Genomic DNA, 25,225 nt, shown 5'->3' on the forward strand with positions numbered 1-25,225 from the left:
AACCCGAGCGGACGACGAGATTCGAACTCGCGACCCTCACCTTGGCAAGGTGATGCTCTACCAACTGAGCCACGTCCGCATGCCTCCGAGAAGCTTTCACCTCTCGGCGCGAGCACTACTCTACCTGATCCATTCGACTGGTCGACTGATCCGGTGAGTAATGAGAGCGGGTGACAGGGATCGCACACTGCGCCTCCCTCTTGGAAAGAGGGCGCTCTACTACTGAGCTACACCCGCGTGACTCCTCGGGGCCCGGCCTTCCGGCCTCGCCCCTCGGCGTGCTCCAGACTTTAGCCGATCAACGGGGGTGGAGCGCAAGTCGGTTCAGCTCGCGGCCTCGAAGGCCTCGTAGACCTTCTTCGGGATGCGTCCGCGGGGCGGGACGTCCATGCCGTGGGACCGGGCCCAGGCGCGGACGGTGGCCGGGTCCGGGGCGACCGCGGTGCGGCGGTACGTCCGGCCGGACCGGGACCGCTTGCGGCCGGCCTCGACGTAGGGCGCCAGAACTCCCCGCAGCTTCTTCGCATTCGAAGTGCTGAGGTCGATCTCGTACGTCTTGCCGTCGAGACCGAACATGACCGTTTCCGCCGCTTCCCCGCCGTCGATGTCGTCGGAGAGTGTGACCACTACGCGCTGAGCCACGGATATCGGTCCTTTCTGCCGGCGTCACCACCATGACATGCGGTGATGGTGTACGCCGTGGTGATCGGGGACAGGGCTAATTCATTTGTACAGGCATGGGCATTGCATGGTGAAACCCTGTGAATTCCCATGCGGGCGTCACAGGGCAATCAAGACCGTACGTTTTCTCTGCCGGTTTTTCCACAACAGTTACGGCGCCCGATACGCGAATGTGACCGCCGGGGCGATATCTACCCGCGTAGATTTCCCGGCCGGGTAGGCTGGGGTACACCTAGCCGGGGGTCCGGGGAGTCAGCTCCCCGCAGGACTTCGGGGCTCCGGGGCCGTACCCCGGATCACTTTGGGCCCGATGGCGCGCCTCCGGAATGACACAGCCGCACCACCACACCACCGGGAGTGCCAGTGGCACGCGTCGTAGTCGACGTCATGCTCAAGCCGGAGATCCTCGATCCGCAGGGCCAGGCGGTGCAGCGTGCACTGCCCCGCCTCGGCTTCGCCGGAATCTCCGACGTACGCCAGGGAAAGCGCTTCGAACTCGAACTGGACGGACCGGCCGACGACGCCGCGCTCGCCCGGGTCCGGGAGATGGCCGAGACCTTTCTCGCGAACACCGTCATCGAGGACTTCACCGTCCGGGTCGAGGAAACCGTGAAGGCGGAATCGTGACCGCTCGTATCGGAGTCATCACTTTTCCGGGAAGCCTCGACGACGGGGACACCCGGCGCGCGATCCGGCTGGCGGGCGCCGAACCCGTCACCCTCTGGCACCGCGACAAGGAGCTGAAGCAGGTCGACGCCGTCGTCCTGCCCGGCGGCTTCTCCTACGGCGACTACCTCCGTGCGGGCGCCATCTCCCGCTTCTCGCCGGTCATGGAGACCCTGATCGGCGAGGCCCGGGGCGGCCTCCCGGTGCTCGGCATCTGCAACGGCTTCCAGGTGCTCGCCGAGACGCATCTGCTGCCCGGCGCCATGCTGCGCAACAACCACCTCCACTTCATCTGCCGGGAGCAGAAGCTCCGGGTGGAGAACGCGGAGACCTCCTGGACCACCGACTTCACCGCCGGCCAGGAGATCCACATCCCGCTCAAGAACGTGGACGGCCGCTATGTCGCCGACGAGCGCACCCTCGACATGCTGGAGGCGGAGGGCCGCGTCGTCTTCCGCTACCGGGATCTGAACCCCAACGGTTCGCTGCGCGACATCGCCGGCATCACCAACGAGGCCGGCAACGTGGTCGGCCTCATGCCGCACCCGGAGCACGCCGTCGACCCCCTGGTCGGCACCGGCGGCACGGACGGCCTCGGATTCTTCACCTCGATCCTGAAGAAGCTGGTCAGCGCATGAGCCTCGACACCACCAAGCACGCCGCGGACACCCCCGGCACCGAGCAGCCCTGGGCCGAGCTCGGCCTCAAGCAGGACGAGTACGAGCGCATCCGCGAGATCCTCGGCCGCCGCCCGACCGGCGCCGAGCTCGCGATGTACTCCGTCATGTGGTCGGAGCACTGCTCGTACAAGTCGAGCAAGGTGCACCTCAAGCAGTTCGGCGAGAAGGCCCCGGAGAACGACGCCATGCTCGTCGGCATCGGCGAGAACGCCGGCGTCGTGGACGTCGGCCAGGGCTACGCCGTCACCTTCAAGGTCGAGTCGCACAACCACCCGTCGTACGTCGAGCCCTACCAGGGCGCGGCCACCGGCGTCGGCGGCATCGTCCGCGACATCCTCGCCATGGGCGCCCGCCCGGTCGCCGTCATGGACCCGCTGCGCTTCGGCGCCGCGGACCACGAGGACACCAAGCGGGTGCTGCCCGGCGTCGTCTCCGGCATCGGCGGCTACGGCAACTGCCTGGGCCTGCCCAACATCGGCGGCGAGGTCGTCTTCGACCCCTGCTACCAGGGCAACCCGCTGGTCAACGCGCTCTGCGTGGGTGTGATGAAGCACGAGGACATCCACCTCGCCAAGGCGTCCGGCGCCGGCAACAAGGTGATCCTCTACGGCGCCCGCACCGGCGGCGACGGCATCGGCGGCGTCTCCGTGCTGGCGTCGGAGACCTTCGAGTCCACCGGCCCCGCCAAGCGCCCCGCCGTCCAGGTCGGCGACCCGTTCCAGGAGAAGCTCCTCATCGAGTGCACCCTGGAGATCTTCGCCGAGGACCTCGTCGCCGGCATCCAGGACCTCGGCGGCGCCGGTCTCTCCTGCGCCACCAGCGAGCTGGCGAGCGCCGGCTCCGGCGGTATGCGCGTCGAGCTCGACACCGTGCCGCTGCGCGACGCCAGCCTCTCGCCCGAGGAGATCCTCATGAGCGAGTCGCAGGAGCGGATGTGCGCGATCGTCGAGCCGGACAAGGTCGGCCGCTTCCTGGAGATCTGCGAGAAGTGGGACGTCATCGCCACCGTCATCGGTGAGGTCACCGACGGCGACCGGCTGGAGATCTACTGGCACGGCGAGCAGATCGTCGACGTACCGCCGCGCACGGTCGCCCACGAGGGCCCCGTCTACCACCGGCCCTACGCCCGGCCGGACTGGCAGGACGCCCTCCAGGCCGACGACGCCGGCAGGCTGCCGCGCCCGGCGGACGCCGCGGAGCTGCGCGAGCAGGTGCTCCGGCTGGTGGCCTCGCCGAACCAGGCGTCCAAGAGCTGGGTCACGGACCAGTACGACCGCTTCGTCCAGGGCAACACCGTCCTCGCCCAGCCCGAGGACTCCGGCATGATCCGCGTCGACGAGGAGACCAACCTCGGCGTCGCGGTCGCCACGGACGGCAACGGCCGCTACGCCAAGCTCGACCCGTACACCGGCGCCCAGCTGGCGCTGGCCGAGTCCTACCGCAACGTCGCCGCTTCCGGTGCCAAGCCGCTCGCCGTCACCGACTGCCTCAACTTCGGCTCGCCGGAGGACCCGGCGGTCATGTGGCAGTTCGCGGAGGCCTGCCGCGGGCTGGCCGACGCCTGCCTGGAGCTGGGCACGCCCGTCACCGGCGGCAATGTCTCGCTGTACAACCAGACCGGTGAGACGGCCATCCACCCGACCCCGGTGGTCGGGGTGCTGGGCGTCATCGACGACGTCACCCGCCGCACCCCGATGGCCTTCGCCGAGGAGGGCCAGCTCGTCTACCTCCTCGGGGAGACCCGGGAGGAGCTGGGCGGCTCGGCCTGGTCCCAGGTGGTCCACGGGCATCTCGGCGGGCTTCCGCCGAAGGTCGACCTGGCGCGCGAGAAGCTGCTCGCCGAGATCCTGATCGCGGGCTCCCGCGACGGCATGATCGACGCGGCGCACGACCTCTCCGACGGCGGCCTGGTCCAGGCGGTCACGGAGTCCTGCCTCAAGGGCGGGAAGGGCGTCCGGCTGGTCGTCCCGGAGGGTCAGGACCCGTTCGTGTTCCTCTTCTCCGAGTCGGCGGGCCGCGCGATCGTCGCGGTGCCGCGGAGCGAGGAGCTCCGCTTCACCGACATGTGCGGCGCGCGGGGCCTGCCGGCCACCCGCGTCGGTGTGATCGACGGCGACGCGGTGGAGGTGCAGGGCCAGTTCTCCCTCCCGCTGGCCGAGCTGCGCGAGGCGCACGAGGCGACGATCCCGGCCCTGCTGGCCTGACCGGCCCCACTCCGGGACCGCTTCGCGCGGTCGCCCCGGCCGCCGCGCCACCCGGGTTGTCACGGCCCCGTCCACTCCAGTGGACGGGGCCTTCGCGCTGCCCGGGGTCCCGGGGGGCGGGGTGCCGGGCGTGCGGGCGTCCGGGCGGCCCGCGGCCGGCGTCCCCGTCTCCGCCTTCCCGGCCGACGTTGTCAAGGATTACGTCATTACGTAAAGTGGTTCTCGCGGAAGGCGGAGAAACCGGAGAAGCCATGGCACTGGAGGAGCGGGTCACCGCGCTGGAGCGGCGGCTGGCCGAGCTGGAGGAGATGGGGAGCCGGAAGGACCGGCCCGCCATCACGGAGCGCCCGGACTTCTGGGCGCTGGACGGGCTCAGGGCCCGGCTGTCGGAGTCCGGGGCGGAGAGCGGCGGCGTGCTGTTCACCGGATCCGTCCGGCTGCCCACCGGCGAGCAGTACGAGTGGCAGTACGGGCTGCCCACGGACCAGCTGCTGGCGGACCCGTGGGAGGACGCCGCCGAGGCGTTCGCCGCGCTGGGGCGCCCCGTGCGGCTGCGGCTGCTCCGGGAGATACTCGGCGGCCGCCGCACGGCGGCGGAGCTGACCGAGCTGACGGAGATCGGCACGACCGGGCAGGTCTACCACCATCTGCGGCAGCTGACCGCCGCCGGATGGCTGCGCTCGTCGGGCCGCGCGGGATACGAGGTCCCGGCCGGCCGGGTGGTCCCGCTGCTCGTCGCGCTCGCCGCGGCCGGGCACTGACCACGGCCCGGTCCGGCCCCGCGCCGGCCCTTCCCGTCCCGGCCGTGCGCCGGCCGCGCGAACCGGCTCACCTCCGCGGCCCCGGTCCGCCCGGGCACCGAGCGCGCCGGGGACGCCGGGACGCCGGGGACGCCGCCCGCACCGGCATCCGTGCCGGTGCCGCCGTCCGCACGGGACCGCTGTCCGCACGGGACCGCTGTCCGCACGACACAGGAACCGAACCGACACACCGCAGGGGGAACCGGCGATGTCCTTGATCCACGCGCTCAAGCAGGCGCGGCCGTACTACTACGGTCTGCTGGCGCTCCTCATCGTGCTCGACCTGGTGTGGCTCGACGCCGTCCGCGACGTCCCCCTGTGGGTCATCGGGCTGGTCGTGGCGTCCGGCCTCGCGGCCGAGTTCCTTCCCGCCCGCTCGCAGCGACGGCCCCGGGCCGAGCGGCGGGAGAACCCGGGGGAACCCCCGGCCGCCGAGGTGGAGCCGCCGGTCTCCGGGCGGTGGCGGGCGCTCAACAGCCCGGCGGACAAGGTGCCCAGCCACGGCACCCGCGTCTACGGGCAGTCCCACGCCATCGACCTCGTGCGGGAGGCGGAGCCCGGGGAGCGGGCCCGGCCGGGGTTCGGCTGGTGGCCCGTCGTCCGCCGGAACCAGGACTTCCCCGCCTTCGGGGAGCCGGTCCTGGCCGTCGCCGACGGCACGGTGGTGCGGGTCCGGGACGGGCGCCGCGACCATCTCAGCCGCACCTCCTGGCCCGCTCTGCTGTACTTCTTCGCCGAGGCCATGGTCCGCGGCTGCGGCACCCCGGCCGCCGTCGTCGGCAACCACGTGGTGCTCGACCTGGGGGACGGCACCTACGCCCTCTACGCCCATCTGCGCCGCCGGTCGGCGGCCGTCCGCGAGGGCGACCGGGTGAGCGCCGGGCAGCGGCTGGCCGGAACCGGCAACAGCGGCAACTCGACCGAGCCGCATCTGCACTTCCAGCTGATGGACCGCCCCGACCCGCTGGAGGCCCGGGGCCTCCCGTTCCACTGGCGCGGCATAGGCGTGCCGGCGAACGGCGAGGTCTTCACGGCACCCGAACCGGGGCCCGGGGGCGGAAGCGGCGCGGGGGAGAGCGCGTCCGAGGGCGCTTCGCGAGAGAACGCGGCGGCCACCCGTCCGGCCACCCGTCCGGCCACCGGGCCGTAACGGAGCACGGTCCCCGCCGGCCGTCGCCCGGCCCGGATGGTCCGGATCCGAACCATGTCCGGGCGGCACCGCCGCGCCGGGCTCTAGGCTCGCCCGTATGACCTCGCGAGCGCGCAAGCCACGCCCCCGCAGCTACGACCCCGCCCGGACCCGCGCGGCGCTGGACGCCGAGGTACGGGCCGTACGGGAGGCCGTCCGCGTCCTCTGCGCGGCCCCGGACGCCCCCGAGCTGCTGGAGGCCCCGTCCGGGCTGGCGGGCTGGACGGTCCGGGACCTGGTGGTGCACATCGCCGTCTGCCTGGACTTCCTCCCGCGCCGGCTGGCCGAGGAGCCGGGACCGGCCAAGCCGGACCTGGACCTCCAGGGATACCTCGCCCGGTTCGGGTCGGAGGGGAAGGACCTGGCCGCCGGGGTCGCGGAGACGGCGGTGCGGGAGGCCGCCGCCCTGCCCGGCACCGGCGCGGCCGTACTGGACCGGTTCGACACCGCGGCGGCCCGGCTGGCCGGGACGGTCGCGGAGACGGACGCCCGCAGCACGGTCCGCACCCTCTTCGGGGTGATGACCGTCGACGACTTCCTGGTCACCCGGCTGCTGGAGGCGGTGGTGCACGGCGACGACCTGACCGCCGCCACCGGTACGGCCGTCTCCCACGACCGGCAGGCGCTGGCCGCGGTGGTCCGGCTCACCGCCGACGCGCTCGCCGCGAAGGCGCCGGGCGGATCCGTCGAGGTGCGCATCCCGCCGTTCGCGGTCGTGCAGTGCGTCGAGGGACCCCGGCACACCCGGGGCACCCCGCCCAACGTCGTCGAGACCAACCCGCTGACCTGGATCCGGCTGGCCACCGGCCGCAGGCCCTGGGCCGAGGCGCTGGACGCGGCCGAGGTCTCCGCGAGCGGCGAGCGCGCGGATCTCTCCGGGCTGCTCCCGGTCCTGGGCTGACCGGCCCGCGCCGCCGCTCCGGGCCCGGCCCCCGCACCGTCCGGCCGGGTCTCCCCGCTGCGCCGGGATCCGGGGCCCGACCGCCGTCCGGTGGCACCCCCGCGACCGCGCGCGGTGCCTCCCCCGGCAGGGGACGCGGGCTCCCGCGGACCGTGACCTTCGACACCGCTCCCGGCCACGGTGAACCGGGCCGCGAGGACCGTCGGCGGGCGGGCCCGAGCGGCCCCCGCCCGGCCGTGCGCAGCCCGTCCGCACCCGGCCCGGGCGCCCGCACACCCCTCCCACCAGGGACTCCGCCGATGTGCGGGCCTCCGCACGCTCCCCGCCCCGGAGCAGCGGAGAACGGCGCTCCGGCCGGGCCCTTCCCGCTTCCGTCCTGTCCGGGAAAGCCCTTGCGCCGGAATCCCCGGTTCGGACGAACCCGCAACCTGGCCTAGACTCGGTGACGTGCCACGTGGTGACGGACGACTCAGCCACGATCTCCTTCCCGGGGAGAAGGGCCCCCAGGACGCCTGCGGCGTCTTCGGTGTCTGGGCCCCGGGAGAAGAGGTCGCCAAACTCACCTATTTCGGGCTGTACGCGCTGCAGCACCGTGGACAGGAGTCCGCGGGCATCGCTGTGAGCAACGGCTCCCAGATCCTCGTCTTCAAGGACATGGGCCTGGTCTCCCAGGTCTTCGACGAGACCTCGCTCGGCTCCCTCCGGGGCCACATCGCCGTGGGCCACGCCCGCTACTCCACCACCGGTGCCTCGGTGTGGGAGAACGCGCAGCCGACGTTCCGTGCCACCGCGCACGGTTCCATCGCGCTCGGCCACAACGGCAATCTCGTCAACAGCCACGAGCTGGCCGCGATGGTCGCCGAGCTGCCCCGGGAGAACGGCCGCGCCTCCCAGGTCGCCGCCACCAACGACACCGACCTCGTCACCGCGCTGCTGGCCGGCCAGGTCGACGAGGACGGCAAGCCGCTGACCGTCGAGCAGGCGGCGCCGATCGTGCTGCCCAAGGTCCAGGGCGCCTTCTCCCTCGTCTTCATGGACGAGCACACCCTCTACGCGGCCCGCGACCCGCAGGGCGTGCGCCCGCTGGTCCTCGGCCGACTGGAACGCGGCTGGGTCGTGGCGAGCGAGACCGCCGCCCTCGACATCTGCGGCGCGAGCTTCATCCGCGAGATCGAGCCCGGCGAGATGATCGCCGTCGACGAGAACGGGCTGCGCTCCTCCCGCTTCACCGAGGCCCGCCCCCGCGGCTGCGTCTTCGAGTACGTCTACCTCGCGCGCCCCGACACCGACATCGCCGGCCGCAACGTCTACCTCTCCCGGGTGGAGATGGGCCGCAGGCTGGCCGCCGAGGCCCCCGCCGAGGCGGACCTGGTGATACCCACACCCGAGTCCGGCACCCCGGCCGCCGTGGGCTACGCCGAGGCCAGCGGCATCCCGTACGGTTCCGGGCTGGTCAAGAACAGCTATGTGGGCCGGACCTTCATCCAGCCGAGCCAGACCATCCGCCAGCTCGGCATCCGGCTCAAGCTCAACCCGCTCAAGGAAGTCATCCGCGGCAAGCGGCTGGTGGTCGTCGACGACTCGATCGTCCGCGGCAACACCCAGCGGGCCCTGGTCCGGATGCTCCGCGAGGCGGGCGCCGCCGAGATCCACGTCCGGATCTCCTCCCCGCCGATCAAGTGGCCGTGCTTCTTCGGCATCGACTTCGCGACCCGGGCCGAGCTGATCGCCAACGGGCTGTCCGTCGAGGAGATCGGCAAGTCCCTGGGCGCCGACTCGCTCGCGTACATCTCGATCGACTCGATGGTCGAGGCGACGACGATCCCGAAGAACGAGCTCTGCCGGGCCTGCTTCGACGGTGAGTACCCGATGGACCTGCCGGACCCGGAGCTGCTGGGCAAGCACCTGCTGGAGTCCGAGACGGCGGAGCCGGACCGCACCGACGCGGACGGCCTGGTCTCGCCGACCGCGGGGGTCGGCGGCGCGGACGCCCTGCGCCGCCCGTAGCCCGGCCGTTCCGCCGCCCCGCCCGTACCGGGGCGCTTGTCCACCGAGCCCCCGGCCCGAGCCCCGAGCCACCGAGCGACGAAAGACTGAGGCGTCATGTCCGAGAGCACCGCTGCCGGCCGTCCGACGGCGTCCTACAAGACGGCGGGCGTCGACATCGAGGCGGGCGACCGCGCGGTCGAGCTGATGAAGCAGTGGGTGAAGAAGGCCACCCGCCCCGAGGTCGTGGGCGGTCTCGGCGGCTTCGCCGGGCTCTTCGACGCCTCCGTCCTCAAGCGCTACGAGCGCCCGCTGCTGGCGTCCGCCACGGACGGCGTCGGCACCAAGGTCGACATCGCCCGCCGCATGGGCGTGTACGACACGATCGGCCGCGATCTGGTCGGCATGGTCGTGGACGACCTGGTGGTGTGCGGTGCCGAGCCGCTGTTCATGACCGACTACATCGCCGTCGGCAAGGTCCGCCCGGAGCGGGTGGCGGCCATCGTCAAGGGCATCGCCGAGGGCTGTGTGCTGGCGGGCTGCGCGCTCGTCGGCGGGGAGACCGCGGAGCACCCGGGCCTGCTGGAGCCGGACGACTTCGACGTCGCCGGGGCCGGCACGGGCGTGGTCGAGGCCGACCGCCTGCTGGGCGCCGAACGGATCCGCGCGGGGGACGCGGTGATCGCCATGGCCTCGTCCGGACTGCACTCGAACGGGTACTCGCTCGTCCGCCATGTGCTCTTCGACGGGGCGGGCTACGCGCTGGACCGTGAGATCCCCGAGTTCGGCCGGACCCTCGGCGAGGAACTGCTGGAGCCCACCCGGATCTACTCGCTGGACTGCCTGGCGCTCACCCGCACCACCGAGGTGCACGCCTTCTCGCACATCACCGGCGGTGGCCTCGCCAACAACCTCGCCCGGGTGATCCCGGACGGCCTGCACGCCACCGTGGACCGCGCCACCTGGACGCCGTCCCCGGTCTTCGGCCTGGTCGGCTCCGCCGGATCGGTCGAGCGCACCGAGCTGGAGAAGACGCTCAACATGGGCGTCGGCATGATCGCGGTGGTGGCGCCGGAGGGAGCCGACGCCGCCCTGGCCACGCTGGCCGACCGCGGCGTGGACGCCTGGATCTGCGGTGAGATCACCGACCGCGGGGAGAGCGGCGAGCGCGCCGAGGCGGTGGCCCTGACCGGCGACTACGCCGTGTGACGGGCGCTACCCGGTATGCACGGTCGCCCCGGAACGGCGCACCACCTCGCGGCACCGGTCGTGATGACGGCCGGTACCGCGAGGCGGGCGGCGCCGGAGGACAGCACAGAACCCGGTCCGTTGGCGGGCCCTCGGACCGGGTCTGTTGTGTGCGTGCCGGGGACGCGGACGCCGCGGCGTCAGGCGCGGCGGCGTGAGGAATGGTCGGAGGCTTGCGCCTCCTCGTCCTCGTCCTCGTCGTCGTTGTACAGCTCCGCGTACTGTGCGTACGGGTCGTCGTCCGGCTCATCGTCCGCGAAGCGCTCGCCGTTCGGCGGCTGTTTCGTCGTCGATGCGCCCAGCTCGTCGGCCAGCCGTGAGAGGTCAGTCCCACCGCTGTTGTACTTCAGCTGGCGGGCGACCTTCGTCTGCTTGGCCTTGGCCCGGCCGCGCCCCATGGCTCGACCCCCTCGATTGCGGGGCTCGACGGCCCCAGAGTCTTGACACGCGTTCATGATCCGGAGCGGACTCTCCGTGAAGAGGCCGTCCCGTAGGACTTCAACGGTACCTGCTTCCGCCGCCATACGGTACGTCGCCCGCAGGACGCGCCCGGCGGCGGGGTCCGCGAGGAGGATCGTCCTCGCTGGTCAGCCCCGATTTTACCGAGTCTTCCGGATCGACCCGCCGACGGGTGGTGAGTCTTCTCTCGTCGCTTCCCGTCACCTCGCGTCGGCGGGTCGATCCGGCGTGCGTGCCCCGGATGAGCGCCGTCAGGCGTCAGGCGGTGCGGGCCTCCGCCATGCGCTGCTCGGCGATCCGGTCGGCGGCGACGGCGGGCGGGACACCGTCGGTCCTGGCGCGGTCGAATATGGCCAGCGTCGTGTCGAAAATCTGCGCCGCCTTGGCCTTCGCCCGGTCGAAATCAAAACCGAGCAGCTCGTCGGCGACCTGGATCACGCCACCGGCGTTGACGACGTAGTCGGGCGCGTACAGGATGCCGCGGCCGGCGAGGTCCTTCTCGACACCCGGGTGGGCGAGCTGGTTGTTGGCCGCGCCGCAGACCACGCGCGCGGTCAGCGCGGGCACCGTGTCGTCGTTCAGGGCACCGCCGAGGGCGCAGGGGGCGTAGACGTCCAGGTCCGCGCGGATCAGGGACTCCGTGTCGGGCACGGCCACCACCTGCGGATGCCGGGCGCGCACCCGCTCCACGCTCTCCGGCCGCACATCGGTGACCACGACCCGGGCGCCGTCCTCCACCAGGTGGTCCACCAGGTGGTGGCCGACCTTGCCGACCCCGGCCACGCCGACGGTCCGGCCGCGCAGGGTGGGCTCGCCCCACAGCGCCTGGGCGCTGGCCCGCATGCCCTGGAAGACGCCGAAGGCGGTGAGGACGGAGGAATCGCCGGCGCCGCCGTTCTCCGGGGAGCGGCCGGTGGTCCACCGGCACTCGCGGGCGACGACGTCCATGTCGGCGACGTAGGTGCCGACGTCACAGGCCGTGACGTAACGGCCGTCCAGGGAGGCGACGAAGCGGCCGTAGGCGCGGAGCAGCGCCTCGCTCTTCAGCCCGCCCTCGGAGACCGGGGCGGGGCTGCCGATGATCACGGCCTTGCCGCCGCCGTGCGGCAGCCCGGCGAGGGCGTTCTTGTACGACATGCCGCGGGCGAGGTTCAGGGCGTCGAGCACGGCCTCCTCGTCGGAGGCGTAGGCATGGAAGCGGGTGCCGCCCAGGGCCGGGCCCAGGGCGGTCGAATGGAGGGCGATGACGGCCTTGAGGCCGCTCTCGCGGTCCTGGCAGAGCAGGACCCGCTCGTGGCCGCCCTGCTCGGAGCGGAAGAGGGTGGAGAGGGCGCCGAGGTCGCCGGCGGCGGTGGGGTGGGACGCGTCGGTCACGGTGGTGACTCCCGGAGTCGCGAAGGGTGCCCTCCTGTGGGTGGGGAGGGCCGGTGAGGCACAGAGTAGAACCTCAACCGGCTCCGATCACCAGTGCCGTGGCGGAGGACGGGGGCGGGGACCGGAGCGGGCCGCCGGAGCCGCCGCGACGGTGCGCCGGTCGTGCGCCGGTGACGCGCCGGTGACGCCCCGGGTGGTGCGCCGGCGTTCCGGGGCACCATGACCGCGGCGGCCCCCGGGTCCGTAGGCTCTGACGCGGAACGGACATGGACGCTCCGGACCCTCCCGCGGGCGGATCCGGGCTTGTGGACGGGAGTGAACGGGTGGGGCTGGCGTCATCGCTGTTCGTGCCGTACGCCGCGTATCTGCGGGTGTACGAGCCACTGGCGGCGTTTCCCGAGCCGGAGCGCTCGCACTGGTACCGCTACGCCGGGCGCACCGACCCCCCGACCGCGCAGGACGAGCTGCGCCGCTCGCTGGTGGACCTGCTGCCCACCCCGCCGGTCGCGGTCCCGGTGCACGAGAGCGGGGACGCCTTCGTGACGATCGTGGACGGCGTCACCTGCGTCTGTCCCTGGCGGACCCGGCTGCGCGGCTGGGAGGCGCTGGAGGCGCTCCCCGAGCTGCTGCCCGCCCCGGTCCTGGACGCGGCCCTGCCGCAGGTGGTGCGCCGGCAGGCGGCGGACGACCACGAGCGCTGGCGGGAGCGCAACCCGGACGCCCGGCCGTGGATCCGGACCGCGACCTGGCATGTGCCGGTGCGGTGGTTCGCGCTCTTCACGGAGGGGGAGCGGGAGTACGTCCAGCGGTCGGGGGAGGGGGACAAGGCCGAGGGGCCGGTGCTCCGCTACCGCACCCCGATGGTCGAGGCGAGACGGCGCGTGGCGCGTGGGCTTAGAGTTCTGCGTGAGGCGTTGAACGAGAGTCCGTTGATCGACGGCCTGGAGGATGTGGGTCGTTGGCTGGAGGAGTTTCACCCCCGCTCGCTGGTCGAGCTGGACTACGGGGGTCTGGTGCACGCCCTGACGGACGACTGGCTGGCCGGGGACCGTTCGGCCGCCGACGTCACCGAGGGGCTGGAGGCGCTGCGCGCGGGGGACGGCGTGCGGGCCGGGGAGGTGTACCAGCGGCTCGTGGAGCGCTGGCGCGCGGTCCGGGAACGGGAGTTCGCCAGCTGACATCCGGGCGCCGCCGGGGCGTTCCCGTTCCGCTCCGGCGGGCCGGTCCCGCGGCGGTCCGGACCGGTGCCCGCGGTCGTCGGCCCCGCCGTGCGGCGCCTTCCGGGGCGTTCCGGGACGAACGGCGCGAACGGGCCGGGGGTCGGGCGCATTCCGGCCGTACGGCTGACCGAGAGCTCACCGGCGCGGGCGAGGCATCCCGGGCGTAGTGCCCGATCCGGGCCATTGGTGCAAGCGTGACGGAGAGCACTAATCAGGGCCTTGCTCTTTTCCCCCACCTGCGTGCCAAAATGGGACAAGGAGTCCCGCAAGGGCTCCTTCCGTCCATGTATGGGCGGATGGCTCTGTTATGCGCTCCTTGGTGGGGCTGGTGGTCACTGATCACGGTGTGACTGATCGTCACGAGCGGGTAACTGTCCGTTCTGGACCGGTCCATCGGGATCCGTCGAGCTTGGACACCTCGGAGGGCAATTCCATCGGTTTGGCCGACGCGGCTGGACAGATGGTGTAGTTGTAGTGCCGAGGACAAGCCGTTCGTCCTATAACCGACTCGGCCCGCGTCTGCCATTTCGGGCAACGCGGGTCAAGGTGCAGAATTTAGAGGAAAGAACCGTGATGGTTCGGTTCTCCCGAGGAGGCCGCTCATGACCGCTCGCACCCCTGATGCCGAGCCGCTGCTGACCCCGGCTGAGGTCGCCACGATGTTCCGCGTGGACCCGAAGACGGTCACGCGCTGGGCCAAGGCCGGCAAGCTCACGTCCATCCGCACGCTCGGAGGGCATCGGCGCTACCGCGAAGCGGAGGTCCGCGCACTGCTGGCGGGCATCCCGCAGCAGCGCAGCGAGGCCTGAAACACCTGCATAACCGGGCATTTCCGGGTCCCCCACGGTCCGGTTCGAGCCCACACCCCACCCCACGACAGGAGCCTGCCCCTTCAGGCTCCGGTCCCTTGTTCCTGAGGGCGCGTCGTCGATCGCGCTGGACTCCGCCGGGTCCAGCGCGATCTTTCGTTTGTGCGGGGCGGGAGGCCGGATCCGCGGTCGCGGAGGGGGTCGGAAGTCGGTTCCGGGCGCCTTTTTCCGGGCCCTCGCCGGGGTGGCCGGCGATCGGTTCTGCGCGTCCGTGTTGGGCTCCGGATGCCCCTTCGGGCGGCCCCCGGGAAGCCTTCGCGCAGCCCTGTCGAGGAGAGTGCAATTGCACATATTAAATCGACGGCCCGCGAGCGGTGTCCGAGTTCCCCTGGTGGAAAAACTCATTCAGTGACACCCGTCACAGCCCGGCATCCTTGCCCGTCCCAACTGGCTTGCGGTAGTGGGAATTGAGTCTTCCCGCCGCTGCTCAGCGGCGGGCCCGCACGGGAGGGCGCGGGACGGCACGGCGTGGACGGACCGGTTGAGCCCGGGGGCCGCGCCGTACCGGTCGGCGGCGGGCCGGCGGGCGGCCCCCGCGTCTCCGCCGGAGCCTCGCGGACGCGGCTGGGCGGCAACTCGCCACGGGTCTCCGCGGTCCCGTCCCTCCGCGGGCCGCCCCGTCTCCCCCCGCCTGGGTATCCCCCGGCGCCCGGCACCGTCAAGACGGCGCGGCCCGCGCACCGGCCGGGCAGGCGCATGTCGGCCAACCTGTGGCCGAGCCGGGCGAGTTGATGACGCAGCGTCCGGGGCCGGCCCACGCGCGGGTGTGCGGCGCGGAGGGCGGCCCGTACGGAGACGGCCGGGCCCGGAGTGGCCGGAGGGGCGGGCGGGGCGTGTGAGGCCGCTGGAGGCCCGCGTGCAGCCGGGTGTGCGGTCCTGAGGGGATTTGCTGAGTTACCGGCGGCTACACCGCCCGGGCGGGCGGTGAGCGGCGGGCGGCAGGCGTTCACCGCGGGCGCGGCCCGCCTCGGGGGAGGGGGAGGCGGCTCGGGGTATGGGCCCGCCTCGGGTGCCGGCTCATCCGGCGCGTGGGGGCCTGACGGGATGTGCTGTGCTCGTCTGCGGCTGTCGCCGCGGGCGCCGCCTCCGCCGTGGGGTGGCTCGGGAATGGAGAAGGGCCCGCACCCTCGCGGGGTGCGGGCCCTTCCAATCCGTGCGGTCCTGACGGGATTTGAACCCGCGGCCTCCACCTTGACAGGGTGGCGAGCACTCCAAACTGCTCCACAGGACCTTGTTGCCGCGCTGTCTTCCGTTGCGCTGCGAAGGCAGACTCTACAGCAGGTCAGGCAAGCAGTCGAACTGAAGCCTGGCCGTCCCGGAGGTCAGCGCGCGGTGGAGGGCGCGGCCGCGTCGACGGCCTTCACGATGCGCTTGTCGGAGACCGGATACGCCGTGCCCAGCGCATGGGCGAAGTAGCTGACCCGCAGTTCCTCGATCATCCAGCGGATCTTCCGCGCCTCCGGCGGCACCGGGCGGCCCGGCGGGAACTGCTCCAGCAGCCAGGCGTACTCGTCCTGCATCTCGTGGACCTTCGCCATCCGGGTCCGGTCCCGCTCGGAGTGGGCGGGCATCTGCTGGAGGCGGCGGTCGGCCGCCACCAGATAGCGCATGAGGTCCGGCAGCCGTCCGACCCCGTGCTCCGTGACGAAGCCCGGTCCGATCAGTCCGGCCAACTGCTGCTTGACGTCCGCCACCGAGGTGAGGAGCGCCGGGGACGTGGTGGACCGCAGCCGCTGCTCGCAGGCGTGCCAGGCGGCCAGCACCTCGCGGACCTTGCGGACGGCGTCCATCGTGGCGTCCACGAGGTCGGCCCGCACGGCGTCGTAGAGCTTGCGGAAGCTCTCCTCGTCCCAGGCGGGGCCCCCGCGGGCGGCGATGAGGCGGTCGGCGGCGGCTGTCACGCAGTCGTCGAAGAGGGCCTGGACGCTGCCGTGCGGATTGCGGGAGAGCGCCAGCTTCTGCTGGTTGGAGAGCTGGTTCTGGGCGAACTTCGCGGGGTTGACCGGGATGCCGAGCAGGATCAGCCGGCGGGTGCCCCGCCACATCGCCTCCGTCTGCTCCCACTCGGTGTCGAAGAGCCGTACGGCCACCGAATCGCCCTCGTCCACCAGCGCCGGGTACGCCTTGACGGGTTGTCCGGCCCGCCGGGTCTCGAAGGTGCGCGGCAGGGTGCCCAGCGTCCAGGAGGTGAGCCCGGTGCGCTGGACCGGGCCGGCCGGTGCCCCCGCGGGGCGTTCACCGGACGCGGGAGCCTCGAAGGACTGGTCGAAGGCCTTGGTGATCGCGGCCTGGGTCCTCGGCTTGAGGCGCAGCTTGAGCGTCTCGATGTCCTTGTCCTCGGCGACCTTGCGGCGGCGCTCGTCCACCACCCGGAAAGTGATCTTGAGGTGGTCCGGCACCTTGGCCGGGTCCCAGTCCTCCGGGTCGATCCGGACGCCCACCATCCGCTGGAGTTCCCGGCCGAGGGCGGCCGTCAGCGGCTCCTGCCCCGGGACGGCGGCGGCCAGGAAGCGCTGGGCGTAGTTGGGCGCCGGTACGTAGTTGCGGCGTACGGGCTTGGGGAGGGAGCGGATCAGCTCGGTGACCAGCTCCTCGCGCAGCCCCGGGATCTGCCAGTCGAAGCCCTCGGGGGTGACCTGGTTGAGCACCTGGAGCGGGACGTGGACGGTGACGCCGTCCGCGTCGGCGCCCGGCTCGAACTGGTACGTCACGCGGAACTTGAGCTTGCCCTGCCGCCAGGTGTCCGGGTAGTCGTCCTTGGAGATGCCCTCGGCGCGCTCGTTGATGAGCATCGACTTCTCGAAGTCGAGCAGTTCCGGTTCCTCGCGGCGCTTCTTCTTCCACCAGGAGTCGAAGTGCGCACCGGAGACGACATCGTCGGGCAGCCGCTGGTCGTAGAAGTCGAAGAGCGTCTCGTCGTCCACGAGGATGTCGCGGCGGCGGGCGCGGTGCTCCAGTTCCTCGACCTCGCTCAGCAGCTTGCGGTTGTCGTGGAAGAACTGATGGTGCGTCCGCCAGTCGCCCTCGACCAGGGCATGACGGATGAACAGTTCCCGCGAGGTCTCCGGGTCGATCCGCCCGTAGTTGACCTTCCGCTGGGCGACGATCGGGACCCCGTAGAGCGTCACCCGCTCGTACGCCATCACGGCCGCCTGCTTCTGCTCCCAGTGCGGTTCGCTGTGGTTGCGCTTCACCAGATGCTGTGCGAGCGGCTCGACCCACTCCGGCTCGATCCTCGCGTTGACCCGCGCCCACAGCCGCGACGTCTCCACCAGCTCGGCCGACATGATCCAGCGCGGCGGCTTCTTGAAGAGCGCGGAGCCGGGGAAGACCGCGAACTTGGCGCTCCGCGCGCCCAGATACTCGTTCTTCGCCTCGGTGTCCTTGAGCCCGATGTGCGAGAGGAGACCGGCGAGCAGGGAGGTGTGGATCCGGTCGGCGGGCGCGACGGGCTCATCCGCGGCGCCGGTGTGGATGCCCATGCTCCGGGCCACCTGCCGGAGCTGGGTGTAGATGTCCTGCCACTCCCGTATCCGCAGGTAGTTCAGGAACTCGCTGCGGCACATCCGGCGGAACGCGGAGGAGGACAGCTCCTTCTGCCGGTCGCGCACGTAACGCCAGAGGTTGAGGAAGGCGAGGAAGTCGGAGGTCTCGTCGCGGAAGCGGGCGTGCTGCTGGTCCGCCTGCTGCTGCTTCTCGGCCGGGCGTTCGCGCGGGTCCTGGATCGAGAGGGCCGCCGCGATCACCATGACCTCGCGGACGCAGCCGTTCCGGTCTGCTTCGAGGACCATCCGGGCCAGCCGCGGGTCCACCGGCAGCTGGGAGAGCTTGCGGCCGGTCTGCGTGAGCCGCTTGCCCGCGTCCCGCGCCGAGCCGGCGGCACCCTTCTGCCCGGTGGAGAAGGCGCCCAGCTCCTCCAGGAGTTGCACGCCGTCCTTGATGTTGCGGCGGTCCGGCGGGTCGATGAACGGGAAACGCTCGATGTCGCCGAGCCCGGCCGCGGTCATCTGGAGGATGACGGAAGCGAGGTTGGTGCGGAGGATCTCGGCGTCCGTGAACTCCGGGCGGGAGAGGAAGTCGTCCTCCGAGTAGAGCCGGATACAGATGCCGTCGGCCGTACGGCCGCAGCGGCCCTTGCGCTGGTTGGCGCTGGCCTGCGAGATCCGTTCGATCGGCAGCCGCTGCACCTTGGTGCGGTGGCTGTAACGCGAGATACGGGCCGTACCCGGGTCGATGACGTAGCGGATACCGGGAACGGTCAGCGAGGTCTCGGCGACGTTCGTGGCCAGGACGACGCGGCGGCCGGCGTGCCGCTGGAACACCCGGTGCTGCTCGGCGTGCGAGAGGCGGGCGTAGAGCGGCAGGATCTCGGTGGAGCGCAGGTTCCGCTTGCCCAGGGCGTCCGCCGTGTCGCGGATCTCCCGCTCGCCGGAGAGGAAGACGAGGATGTCGCCGGGGCCCTCGGCCTGCAGCTCGTCGACGGCCTCGCAGATGGCGGTGACCTGGTCGCGGTCGCTCTCCTCGGACCCCTCCTCCAGGAGCGGGCGGTACCGCACCTCGACGGGGTAGGTGCGGCCGGACACCTCCACGATGGGGGCGGCGCCCCGGTCGTCTTCCTCGCCGGCGCCGGCGCCCGCCGCGCCGCCGGGGACGGGGGTGCGGAAGTGGCGGGCGAAGCGCTCCGGGTCGATCGTCGCGGAGGTGATGACGACCTTGAGGTCGGGACGCTTCGGCAGCAGCTGGGCGAGATATCCCAGGATGAAGTCGATGTTGAGGCTGCGTTCGTGGGCCTCGTCGATGATGATCGTGTCGTACTGGCGCAGCTCCCGGTCCGTCTGGATCTCGGCGAGCAGGATGCCGTCCGTCATCAGCTTGACGTGCGTGGCGGGGCTCACCTGGTCCGTGAACCGGACCTTCCAGCCGACCGCCTCGCCCAGCGGTGTGTTCAGCTCCTCGGCCACCCGCTCGGCGACCGTGCGGGCCGCGATACGGCGCGGCTGGGTGTGCCCGATCAGACCGCGGACCCCTCGCCCCAGCTCCAGGCAGATCTTGGGGATCTGGGTGGTCTTGCCGGAGCCGGTCTCGCCCGCGACGATCACCACCTGGTGATCGCGGATCGCCGCCAGGATCTCGTCCTTCTTCTGGCTGACCGGCAGCGCTTCCGGATACGTCACGACCGGCACGCCCGCACGCCGCCGCGCCACGCGCGCCTCGGCCTGCTCCATCTCGGCGGCGATCTCGTCCAGCACCGCCTGCCGGGCCTCGGGCTTGCGGATGCGGCGGGCACCGTCGAGGCGCCGCCCCAGCCGGTGCTCGTCACGCAGCATCAGCTCGGGCAGCCGGGCCTGGAGGGCGGCGAAAGCGGGGGGAGAGGAAGTAGACATACCGAACCCAGGATCTCACCTCGCGGAAGCGACTGGCGAACGAGTTACGCGGCGCCGCCGGGAAGTCCCGCGGGCGGTGGGGGCCGGCGGCGGAGAGCCGGGGGCCGGGAGCCGGGGCGCCGGCTCGGTGAAGCGGGGGTCGCGCGGGGTGCCCGGGCGCCGGTGCGTGGGGTGACGCGGTCAGGGCCGGGGTGACGCGCGGGGCGGGTGCCGTGTCCGAACCCGGCCCGGGGTGTGTCCGTGGCCCGGCTCACGCTGGGGCCGTCCTCGTCCTCGTCCTCGTCCTCGTCTCCGTTCTCGTTCCCGTCCGTTTGCCGTGCCCCCGTGCCCGTGACCGTCGTCCCCGCGCCGGGGCAGACCTCCGACGGGTGCGAGCCGTCTCGTGCCGGGGTCCCGGCCGGTGGTGCCGGCCGCCGGGTCCGGATCGGGCGGGCCCGGCCCGTCCCGGCGTGCCGAGCCGGCGGTTACGATGCCTGGAGTCCACCTCTCCGGAAGGCCCCGCAGTGATCAGCAGCACCGCCGCGCACCGCCGCCGCCTCGCGGCCGGCGCGGTCGCCGGTGCGCTGATGGCCGTTCTGGCGGCGCTGCTGTGCCTGCCGGGCCGGGCGGCACCCGCCGCCGCGCCCGGCGGTGGCGGAACCGCGGCGGTGGCCCAGGGCTTCCCGGTGGCGGACCGGAGTCCCGTACCGGCCGAGGAACCGGCGGATGCCGCGCCCGAGGCCGGACAGCCGTCCGGGCGGGCCTTCGCCGCCTCCGGAACCACCGGCCGGGCCGAGGCACCGCCGGCGTGGTCGGCGGACGACGACGGCTCCTCGAACTGCAAGCGTCCGCAGGACGGGGGAACCGGCGCCGCCGTGCCGGCGACCGCCGTCTCCGTCCATGACCAGTGCCCCGCCCTCGGCGCGCGGCTCGCGTACGCCGAGGGCGACGCGTCCGAGGCGGCCCGCGGGCTGCCCGCCGTACGCGGTCCGACGGGCGGCCCCGCCACTCCTGTGACGCTCTCCGTCCTGCTGCGCGTGTAGATGCCGCGCACCGGTGCGGGCCCGTAGCGCCACCGCGCAGGGTCTGCCGCCGTCCTCGCGGTGCGCGGACAAGGCGTCGTCCGCCGCGCGCCGCGCGCACGGCTACGGCTTCCGCACCGGTCTCCGCGCCCCGGCATCCGCCGTCCCCGGACAGGAGCAGACGTGAAGGACCCTCGAACCACCGTGCGGCTGGCGTTGCGCGCCCCCGCCCTCTGGCCACCCGCCCGCTGGGGCGCCGCCCTGGCCGCGGCCGTACTGACCGCGCTGGCGGCCGGCCTGCCCACCGCCGTCATCCCGAACCCGGTCTTCGGCCGGACCGTGCCCACCACGTGGTGGGCCTACCCGGTGCTCGCCGCCACCGCCGTCCTCGGCGGGCTGCTGCTCGCGACCTACGTACGGATCGGCGCCGAACGCCGGACCGAACCGCCGGAACCGGACGGGCCGGAGCGCAGGCGCCGCCGGCTGGGCACGGCGGGCGGGCTGCTGTCGTTCCTGGCCGTCGGCTGCCCGGTGTGCAACAAGGTCGTCCTGCTGCTGCTCGGAACCTCCGGCGCGATGACGGTCTGGGCGCCGGTCCAGCCGGTGCTGGCGGTCGCCTCGGTGGTGCTGCTGGCCGTGGCGACCGCGCAGCGGCTGGCGGGCGAGGTCGCCTGCGGGGCGCCGGCGGGAGCCGCCCCCGCGGCGGCCGTGTCCGGCGCCCGGGGCCCGTCGGCCGCACCGGACGCGCGCGACACACGCCGCGGCTGACCGGCAGACGGGGCTCCCCGGGGCTCCCCGGGGCCCCGGTGCGTACGGCGCACAGCGCGGCAGAGGCGCGTGCTGTGCGCGGCCCGAGCCCTTCCGCCGGGTCGGTGCCCGGTCGGCGTCCTGTTGACGCCCGGTCTGCGCCCGGTCTGCGCCCGGGAACGTGCCCCGTCCGGCTGTGCCCGCCCGCCCGGGCCGGCTCCGCCGCCCACCTCAACTCCCCATCCGTCCATCCGTCTTCACGTCCACGCGCGGACGGCACCGCCCTGTGCCGGCCCCGCGCCGCTCCCCAGGAGAGACCTCCATGCCCAAGAACGGCGACAAACCCACGTCCGGCCCCTCCCCGGCCACCCGCAGGAACCGCGGCATCGCGATCGGCGCCCTGGTGCTGGTCGCCGCCCTGGTGCTCGGCGTCCTCTCGGCCTTCGCGACGGGCGGCGGCTCGTCCGGCGACTCCCCGGCCGTGACGGTCGAGACGCCCGGGGAGGGCTCGGCCGACCCCAACGCCGACACCTATGCCCAGCTCGCGGAGCTCGCCCGCCGCGACAAGGACGACAAGCTGGCGATGGGCCGCGCGGACGCCCCCGTCGTCCTGATCGAGTACGCCGACTTCAAGTGCCCCTTCTGCGGCAAGTTCGCCCGCGACACCGAGCCCGAACTGGTGAAGGAGTACGTCGACAAGGGCGTGCTGCGCATCGAGTGGCGCAACCTCGTGGTCTTCGGTGAGGACTCCGCACAGGCCGCCTACGCGAGCTGGGCGGCCGGGCAGCAGGGCCGCTTCTGGCAGTTCCACGAGGTGGCGTTCTCCGAGGAGGACAACATGAAGAAGGGGTATTCGAAGGAGCGCCTCGACGCGATCGCCGAGAAGGCCGGCGTCAAGGACATGGACCGCTTCCACACCGACATGGAGAGCTACGCGGCGAAGCAGGCGGTGGAGAAGGACCAGGAGGAGGCCTACGGCATCGGCGCCACCAGCACGCCGTCCTTCCTGGTCAACGGCAAGCCGATCGCCGGGGCCCAGCCCACGGAGGTCTTCGCCGAGGCCATCGAGGCGGCGGCGAAGCAGGCGGAGGCGGCCGAGGGCTCGGACAAGTGACCGACATCGGCTATCTCGCCGCCTTCCTGGGCGGACTGCTGGCCCTGCTCAGCCCGTGCAGCGCGCTGCTGCTGCCCGCCTTCTTCGCCTACTCGATCGACAGCACCTCGCGCCTCGTCGCCCGCACCGGCATCTTCTACCTGGGCCTGGCGACGACCCTGGTGCCGCTCGGCGTCGGCGGCTCGTACGCGGGGCGGCTGTTCTACGGCCACCGCGATCTGCTCGTCGCTCTCAGCGGCTGGCTGATCATCGCGCTGGGCGTGGCGCAGATCCTCGGGCTGGGCTTCGCCTCGCGCCGCCTCCAGGAGGCGTCCGGCCGCATCCGCCCGACGAGCGCCGCGAAGGTCTACGCCCTCGGCACGGTCTACGGTCTCGCGGGCTTCTGCGCGGGCCCGATCCTCGGCAGTGTGCTGACGGTCGCCGCGGTGAGCGGCAGCCCGGTCTACGGGGGTGTGCTGCTGGCGGCGTACGCGCTGGGCATGGCCGTACCGCTGTTCGTCCTGGCCCTGCTCTGGGAGCGCTTCGAACTGGGACGGAAGGGCTGGCTGCGCGGGCGTACCGTCCGCGTCGGCCGGCTGGAACTGCACACCACGTCCCTTCTCTCCGGGCTGTTCTTCATCGCCCTCGGCACGATGTTCCTGGTCTTCGACGGAACGACGGCCCTGCCCGGACTGCTCGGCGTGGACGGCTCGTTCGAGGCGGAGCGGTGGGCCCAGAGGGTGGGCGCGGCCGTACCGGACGGGGTCCTGCTCGGCCTGCTGGGCGCGGTGGGCGCGGGCATCGCGCTGCTCGCCGTACGGCGGGGGCGGCGGGAAGGGAAGGACGATCCGGCCGCAGGGGCGGAAGCGTCCTCCGCCCGTACCGGGAAGGCGCCCGCCGACGACCCGCGCTGACGGGCCGCCGACGCGCTGACGGACACCGCTGCACGGCCGGGCCCGCGGAGGGAACTCCTCCGCGGGCCCGGCCCGCGGTCGTCCACGGGACTCCCGGCCGTACCGCCCGTCCGGCTCCCTGGCCGAGGCCCGGCCCATCCGACAGGATGACGCACGGCGGGGCAGCCGGCAGACACAAGGAGAGACGGTGGCGGACACACAGCACCGAACCGTGGCATGGGACGAAGCGCGGTGGCTGAACCACCCGCCGCAGGCGGCCCCGGACGGCACGGGCGCGCTCGTCGTGACCACGGGGGCCCGCAGCGACTTCTGGCGCCGCACGAGCTACGGCTATGTGCGCGACGACGGACACGCCCTGCTGACCGCCTTCCCGCAGGGCGGCGCGGTCGAAGTGACATTCGAAGCCGACTTCACACACCTGTACGACCAGGCGGGACTGATGATCCGCGTCGACGAGGCGAACTGGGTCAAGGCGGGAATCGAGTACACGGACGGCGCGCCGCATCTCGGCGCCGTCGTGACGCGCGAGTTCTCGGACTGGTCGCAGTCGCCGGTGCCGGAGTGGGCGGGCAGGCCGGTCACCATCCGGGCCAGCCGCGCCGGCGACGCCCTGACGCTGCGGGCCCGGTGCGCCGACGGCCCCTGGCGGATGTTCCGGCTGGTGCCCCTGCCCCCGGACGCGGCGGCGACGGCGGGCCCGTTCTGCTGCTCACCGGAGCGCGAGGGGCTGACAGTCCGGTTCACCGGTTACACCACGAGCCCGGCGGACCCGGACCTGCACGGGGCGGAGTAGGCCCGGGTCGCCTCCCGGCCCCGTTCCGAAGCCGCTGGCGGGGACGCGGCGGGGGCAGCGATCACCGCACGGGGGCCCCGCCGGATGACCTGGTCTCCGCCGGGGCCCTGCTGGGTCCTTGCCGCCGGCCTCGCCACTGAACAGCCGCGCGCCTGAGTAGCCGTACTCATGTGCGGTGCCCGCCACGCCAGCATGCTGGACGGCATGCGATCGCAGGCTGTCACTCGCGGACGAAGGTGGTGGGGATGGGGAGCGGGAGTGAGCCGTCAACCGGCCGGCAGGTCGGGGTGAGCATGGCGCTGCTCGTCATCGACCTGATGGTCATCGCCTGGCTGCTGTTCCGCTACGGCATGGCGGGATGGGCCGATGGCTACGACCCCGGCAACCCGCCCGACGCGCCCGGGGAAGCGTTGCGGGGGGCCTGGATCCTGGCCGGCGGCGCGGTCGTCACGGGCGGTGGTCTCCTGTACCAGCGGTGGCGCATTCCCGGCATCGTGCAACTGGTGGTCCTGGGCGCCGGAGCGGGTCTGCTGGCCCTCCTCCCCGCCGCTGAGTAGGGGGCTGCCGGGCCGGGAGCCCCTCGCGCACACACCGCTGCCGAAACGGCACGAAGAAGCCCCCGCCGAATGATCTCGGCGGGGGCTTTGCCCTGCTGGGCGGTTGTGGCTGGGGCCGGGGTCGAACCGGCGACCTTCCGCTTTTCAGGCGGACGCTCGTACCAACTGAGCTACCCAGCCACGCAACCTCGCGGTTGCAGCGGTCCTGACGGGATTTGAACCCGCGGCCTCCACCTTGACAGGGTGGCGAGCACTCCAAACTGCTCCACAGGACCAAGCTCGTGCGAGCACTGGCGACGTTCTCCAGTCTCGCACATGGTGATGCGTGCCCCCAACGGGATTCGAACCCGTGCTACCGCCTTGAAAGGGCGGCGTCCTGGGCCACTAGACGATGAGGGCTGAATGGCCCGCCTGCAGCGCCTTCCGGCACCGTCGGGGACGTGAGAAGCATATGGGATG

At 72.7% G+C, this 25,225-nt stretch carries 20 protein-coding genes and 6 tRNA genes; 16 read left to right on the top strand and 10 right to left on the bottom strand.

Features of this window, described 5'->3' with window-relative positions:
- Positions 1 to 6: 6 nt before the first annotated feature.
- The 3 genes from LIX60_RS16490 to LIX60_RS16500 all read right to left on the bottom strand — a co-directional run bounded on the left by LIX60_RS16490 (position 7) and on the right by LIX60_RS16500 (position 642).
- Positions 7 to 79: transfer RNA gene (locus LIX60_RS16490), tRNA-Gly, on the bottom strand.
- Between the two features lie 86 nt (positions 80 to 165).
- A tRNA-Gly gene (locus LIX60_RS16495) sits at positions 166 to 237 on the bottom strand.
- Between the two features lie 87 nt (positions 238 to 324).
- Positions 325 to 642 (bottom strand): Lsr2 family protein, encoded by a 318-nt coding sequence (locus LIX60_RS16500; protein WP_043463578.1) that lies wholly within the window; start codon positions 640 to 642, stop codon positions 325 to 327.
- Positions 643 to 1,044: 402 nt separating this feature from the next.
- Here LIX60_RS16500 and purS point away from each other — a divergent pair, with 402 nt between their 5' ends.
- The 8 genes from purS (at position 1,045) to purM (ending at position 10,316) form a co-directional block, all read left to right on the top strand.
- The gene (gene purS / locus LIX60_RS16505) at positions 1,045 to 1,308 is read left to right on the top strand and encodes a phosphoribosylformylglycinamidine synthase subunit PurS (RefSeq protein ID WP_019707179.1); all 264 of its coding nucleotides are present in this window, start codon (positions 1,045 to 1,047) and stop codon (positions 1,306 to 1,308) included.
- On the top strand, positions 1,305 to 1,985 hold the full coding sequence (gene purQ / locus LIX60_RS16510) for a phosphoribosylformylglycinamidine synthase subunit PurQ (RefSeq protein WP_227959086.1): 681 nt from the start codon (positions 1,305 to 1,307) through the stop codon (positions 1,983 to 1,985). The genes purS and purQ overlap by 4 nt, the downstream gene beginning before the upstream one ends.
- The gene (gene purL / locus LIX60_RS16515; protein ID WP_227959087.1) at positions 1,982 to 4,231 is read left to right on the top strand and encodes a phosphoribosylformylglycinamidine synthase subunit PurL; all 2,250 of its coding nucleotides are present in this window, start codon (positions 1,982 to 1,984) and stop codon (positions 4,229 to 4,231) included. The genes purQ and purL overlap by 4 nt, the downstream gene beginning before the upstream one ends.
- A gap of 251 nt (positions 4,232 to 4,482) precedes the next feature.
- Entirely contained in the window at positions 4,483 to 4,992 is a 510-nt protein-coding gene (locus tag LIX60_RS16520) for a helix-turn-helix transcriptional regulator (protein ID WP_227959088.1), read from the top strand.
- 247 nt (positions 4,993 to 5,239) lie between these two features.
- A complete protein-coding gene (locus tag LIX60_RS16525) occupies positions 5,240 to 6,181 on the top strand; it encodes a M23 family metallopeptidase (RefSeq protein WP_227959089.1) in 942 nt (313 codons plus the stop codon).
- A gap of 97 nt (positions 6,182 to 6,278) precedes the next feature.
- A complete protein-coding gene (locus tag LIX60_RS16530; protein ID WP_227959090.1) occupies positions 6,279 to 7,121 on the top strand; it encodes a sterol carrier family protein in 843 nt (280 codons plus the stop codon).
- A gap of 447 nt (positions 7,122 to 7,568) precedes the next feature.
- Complete coding sequence (gene purF, locus LIX60_RS16535; protein WP_019707173.1) at positions 7,569 to 9,128, top strand: amidophosphoribosyltransferase; 1,560 nt, start codon at positions 7,569 to 7,571, stop codon at positions 9,126 to 9,128.
- Between the two features lie 96 nt (positions 9,129 to 9,224).
- Positions 9,225 to 10,316 (top strand): phosphoribosylformylglycinamidine cyclo-ligase, encoded by a 1,092-nt coding sequence (gene purM, locus LIX60_RS16540; RefSeq protein WP_227959091.1) that lies wholly within the window; start codon positions 9,225 to 9,227, stop codon positions 10,314 to 10,316.
- A 179-nt stretch (positions 10,317 to 10,495) separates the two neighbouring features.
- Here purM and LIX60_RS16545 read toward each other — a convergent pair whose 3' ends face one another.
- Positions 10,496 to 10,753 (bottom strand): DUF3073 domain-containing protein, encoded by a 258-nt coding sequence (locus LIX60_RS16545; RefSeq protein ID WP_019707171.1) that lies wholly within the window; start codon positions 10,751 to 10,753, stop codon positions 10,496 to 10,498.
- A 319-nt stretch (positions 10,754 to 11,072) separates the two neighbouring features.
- Complete coding sequence (locus tag LIX60_RS16550; protein ID WP_227959092.1) at positions 11,073 to 12,188, bottom strand: Glu/Leu/Phe/Val dehydrogenase dimerization domain-containing protein; 1,116 nt, start codon at positions 12,186 to 12,188, stop codon at positions 11,073 to 11,075.
- A 323-nt stretch (positions 12,189 to 12,511) separates the two neighbouring features.
- Here LIX60_RS16550 and LIX60_RS16555 point away from each other — a divergent pair, with 323 nt between their 5' ends.
- Both LIX60_RS16555 and bldC read left to right on the top strand, forming a co-directional pair.
- Complete coding sequence (locus LIX60_RS16555) at positions 12,512 to 13,366, top strand: hypothetical protein (RefSeq protein ID WP_227959093.1); 855 nt, start codon at positions 12,512 to 12,514, stop codon at positions 13,364 to 13,366.
- Positions 13,367 to 14,010: 644 nt separating this feature from the next.
- The gene (gene bldC / locus LIX60_RS16560) at positions 14,011 to 14,217 is read left to right on the top strand and encodes a developmental transcriptional regulator BldC (RefSeq protein WP_003949541.1); all 207 of its coding nucleotides are present in this window, start codon (positions 14,011 to 14,013) and stop codon (positions 14,215 to 14,217) included.
- A gap of 1,216 nt (positions 14,218 to 15,433) precedes the next feature.
- On the opposite strand, the gene LIX60_RS16565 is transcribed toward bldC, so the two are convergent.
- Positions 15,434 to 15,508 (bottom strand) — tRNA-Asp (locus LIX60_RS16565).
- Positions 15,509 to 15,599: 91 nt separating this feature from the next.
- Complete coding sequence (gene hrpA, locus LIX60_RS16570) at positions 15,600 to 19,661, bottom strand: ATP-dependent RNA helicase HrpA (protein WP_227959094.1); 4,062 nt, start codon at positions 19,659 to 19,661, stop codon at positions 15,600 to 15,602.
- Between the two features lie 503 nt (positions 19,662 to 20,164).
- Here hrpA and LIX60_RS16575 point away from each other — a divergent pair.
- The 6 genes from LIX60_RS16575 (at position 20,165) to LIX60_RS16600 (ending at position 24,766) form a co-directional block, all read left to right on the top strand.
- Positions 20,165 to 20,683, top strand: coding sequence for a hypothetical protein (locus LIX60_RS16575; RefSeq protein ID WP_227959095.1), 519 nt, complete (start codon positions 20,165 to 20,167; stop codon positions 20,681 to 20,683).
- Between the two features lie 162 nt (positions 20,684 to 20,845).
- Complete coding sequence (locus LIX60_RS16580) at positions 20,846 to 21,430, top strand: hypothetical protein (RefSeq protein ID WP_227959096.1); 585 nt, start codon at positions 20,846 to 20,848, stop codon at positions 21,428 to 21,430.
- A gap of 301 nt (positions 21,431 to 21,731) precedes the next feature.
- Entirely contained in the window at positions 21,732 to 22,523 is a 792-nt protein-coding gene (locus LIX60_RS16585; RefSeq protein ID WP_227959097.1) for a DsbA family protein, read from the top strand.
- On the top strand, positions 22,520 to 23,416 hold the full coding sequence (locus LIX60_RS16590; RefSeq protein WP_227959098.1) for a cytochrome c biogenesis CcdA family protein: 897 nt from the start codon (positions 22,520 to 22,522) through the stop codon (positions 23,414 to 23,416). Before LIX60_RS16585 ends, LIX60_RS16590 begins: the two co-directional genes overlap by 4 nt.
- 187 nt (positions 23,417 to 23,603) lie before the next feature.
- Positions 23,604 to 24,209, top strand: coding sequence for a DUF1349 domain-containing protein (locus LIX60_RS16595; protein ID WP_227959099.1), 606 nt, complete (start codon positions 23,604 to 23,606; stop codon positions 24,207 to 24,209).
- Positions 24,210 to 24,454: 245 nt separating this feature from the next.
- Positions 24,455 to 24,766 carry a DUF6234 family protein gene (locus LIX60_RS16600; RefSeq protein WP_227959100.1) on the top strand — a complete coding sequence of 104 codons (312 nt, stop codon included), beginning with the start codon at positions 24,455 to 24,457 and terminating at the stop codon, positions 24,764 to 24,766.
- 106 nt (positions 24,767 to 24,872) lie between these two features.
- Here LIX60_RS16600 and LIX60_RS16605 read toward each other — a convergent pair.
- From LIX60_RS16605 to LIX60_RS16615, 3 genes are all read right to left on the bottom strand, one after another.
- Positions 24,873 to 24,946, bottom strand: a tRNA-Phe gene (locus LIX60_RS16605).
- Positions 24,947 to 24,966: 20 nt separating this feature from the next.
- A tRNA-Asp gene (locus LIX60_RS16610) sits at positions 24,967 to 25,041 on the bottom strand.
- A gap of 51 nt (positions 25,042 to 25,092) precedes the next feature.
- Positions 25,093 to 25,165, bottom strand: a tRNA-Glu gene (locus LIX60_RS16615).
- Between the last annotated feature and the right edge of the window lie 60 nt (positions 25,166 to 25,225).

This window comes from Streptomyces sp. S07_1.15, assembly GCF_020739505.1.
Lineage (GTDB): Bacteria > Actinomycetota > Actinomycetes > Streptomycetales > Streptomycetaceae > Streptomyces > Streptomyces xinghaiensis.

Excerpts from the sequence above, each read along its gene's own strand:
- purL (WP_227959087.1), top strand. The coding sequence starts at position 1,982 with ATGAGCCTCGACACCACCAAGCACGCCGCGGACACCCCCGGCACCGAG.
- LIX60_RS16520 (WP_227959088.1), top strand. The coding sequence starts at position 4,483 with ATGGCACTGGAGGAGCGGGTCACCGCGCTGGAGCGGCGGCTGGCCGAG.
- LIX60_RS16525 (WP_227959089.1), top strand. The coding sequence starts at position 5,240 with ATGTCCTTGATCCACGCGCTCAAGCAGGCGCGGCCGTACTACTACGGT.
- LIX60_RS16530 (WP_227959090.1), top strand. The coding sequence starts at position 6,279 with ATGACCTCGCGAGCGCGCAAGCCACGCCCCCGCAGCTACGACCCCGCC.
- purM (WP_227959091.1), top strand. The coding sequence starts at position 9,225 with ATGTCCGAGAGCACCGCTGCCGGCCGTCCGACGGCGTCCTACAAGACG.
- LIX60_RS16545 (WP_019707171.1), bottom strand. The coding sequence starts at position 10,753 with ATGGGGCGCGGCCGGGCCAAGGCCAAGCAGACGAAGGTCGCCCGCCAG.
- bldC (WP_003949541.1), top strand. The coding sequence starts at position 14,011 with ATGACCGCTCGCACCCCTGATGCCGAGCCGCTGCTGACCCCGGCTGAG.
- hrpA (WP_227959094.1), bottom strand. The coding sequence starts at position 19,661 with ATGTCTACTTCCTCTCCCCCCGCTTTCGCCGCCCTCCAGGCCCGGCTG.
- LIX60_RS16585 (WP_227959097.1), top strand. The coding sequence starts at position 21,732 with ATGCCCAAGAACGGCGACAAACCCACGTCCGGCCCCTCCCCGGCCACC.
- LIX60_RS16600 (WP_227959100.1), top strand. The coding sequence starts at position 24,455 with ATGGGGAGCGGGAGTGAGCCGTCAACCGGCCGGCAGGTCGGGGTGAGC.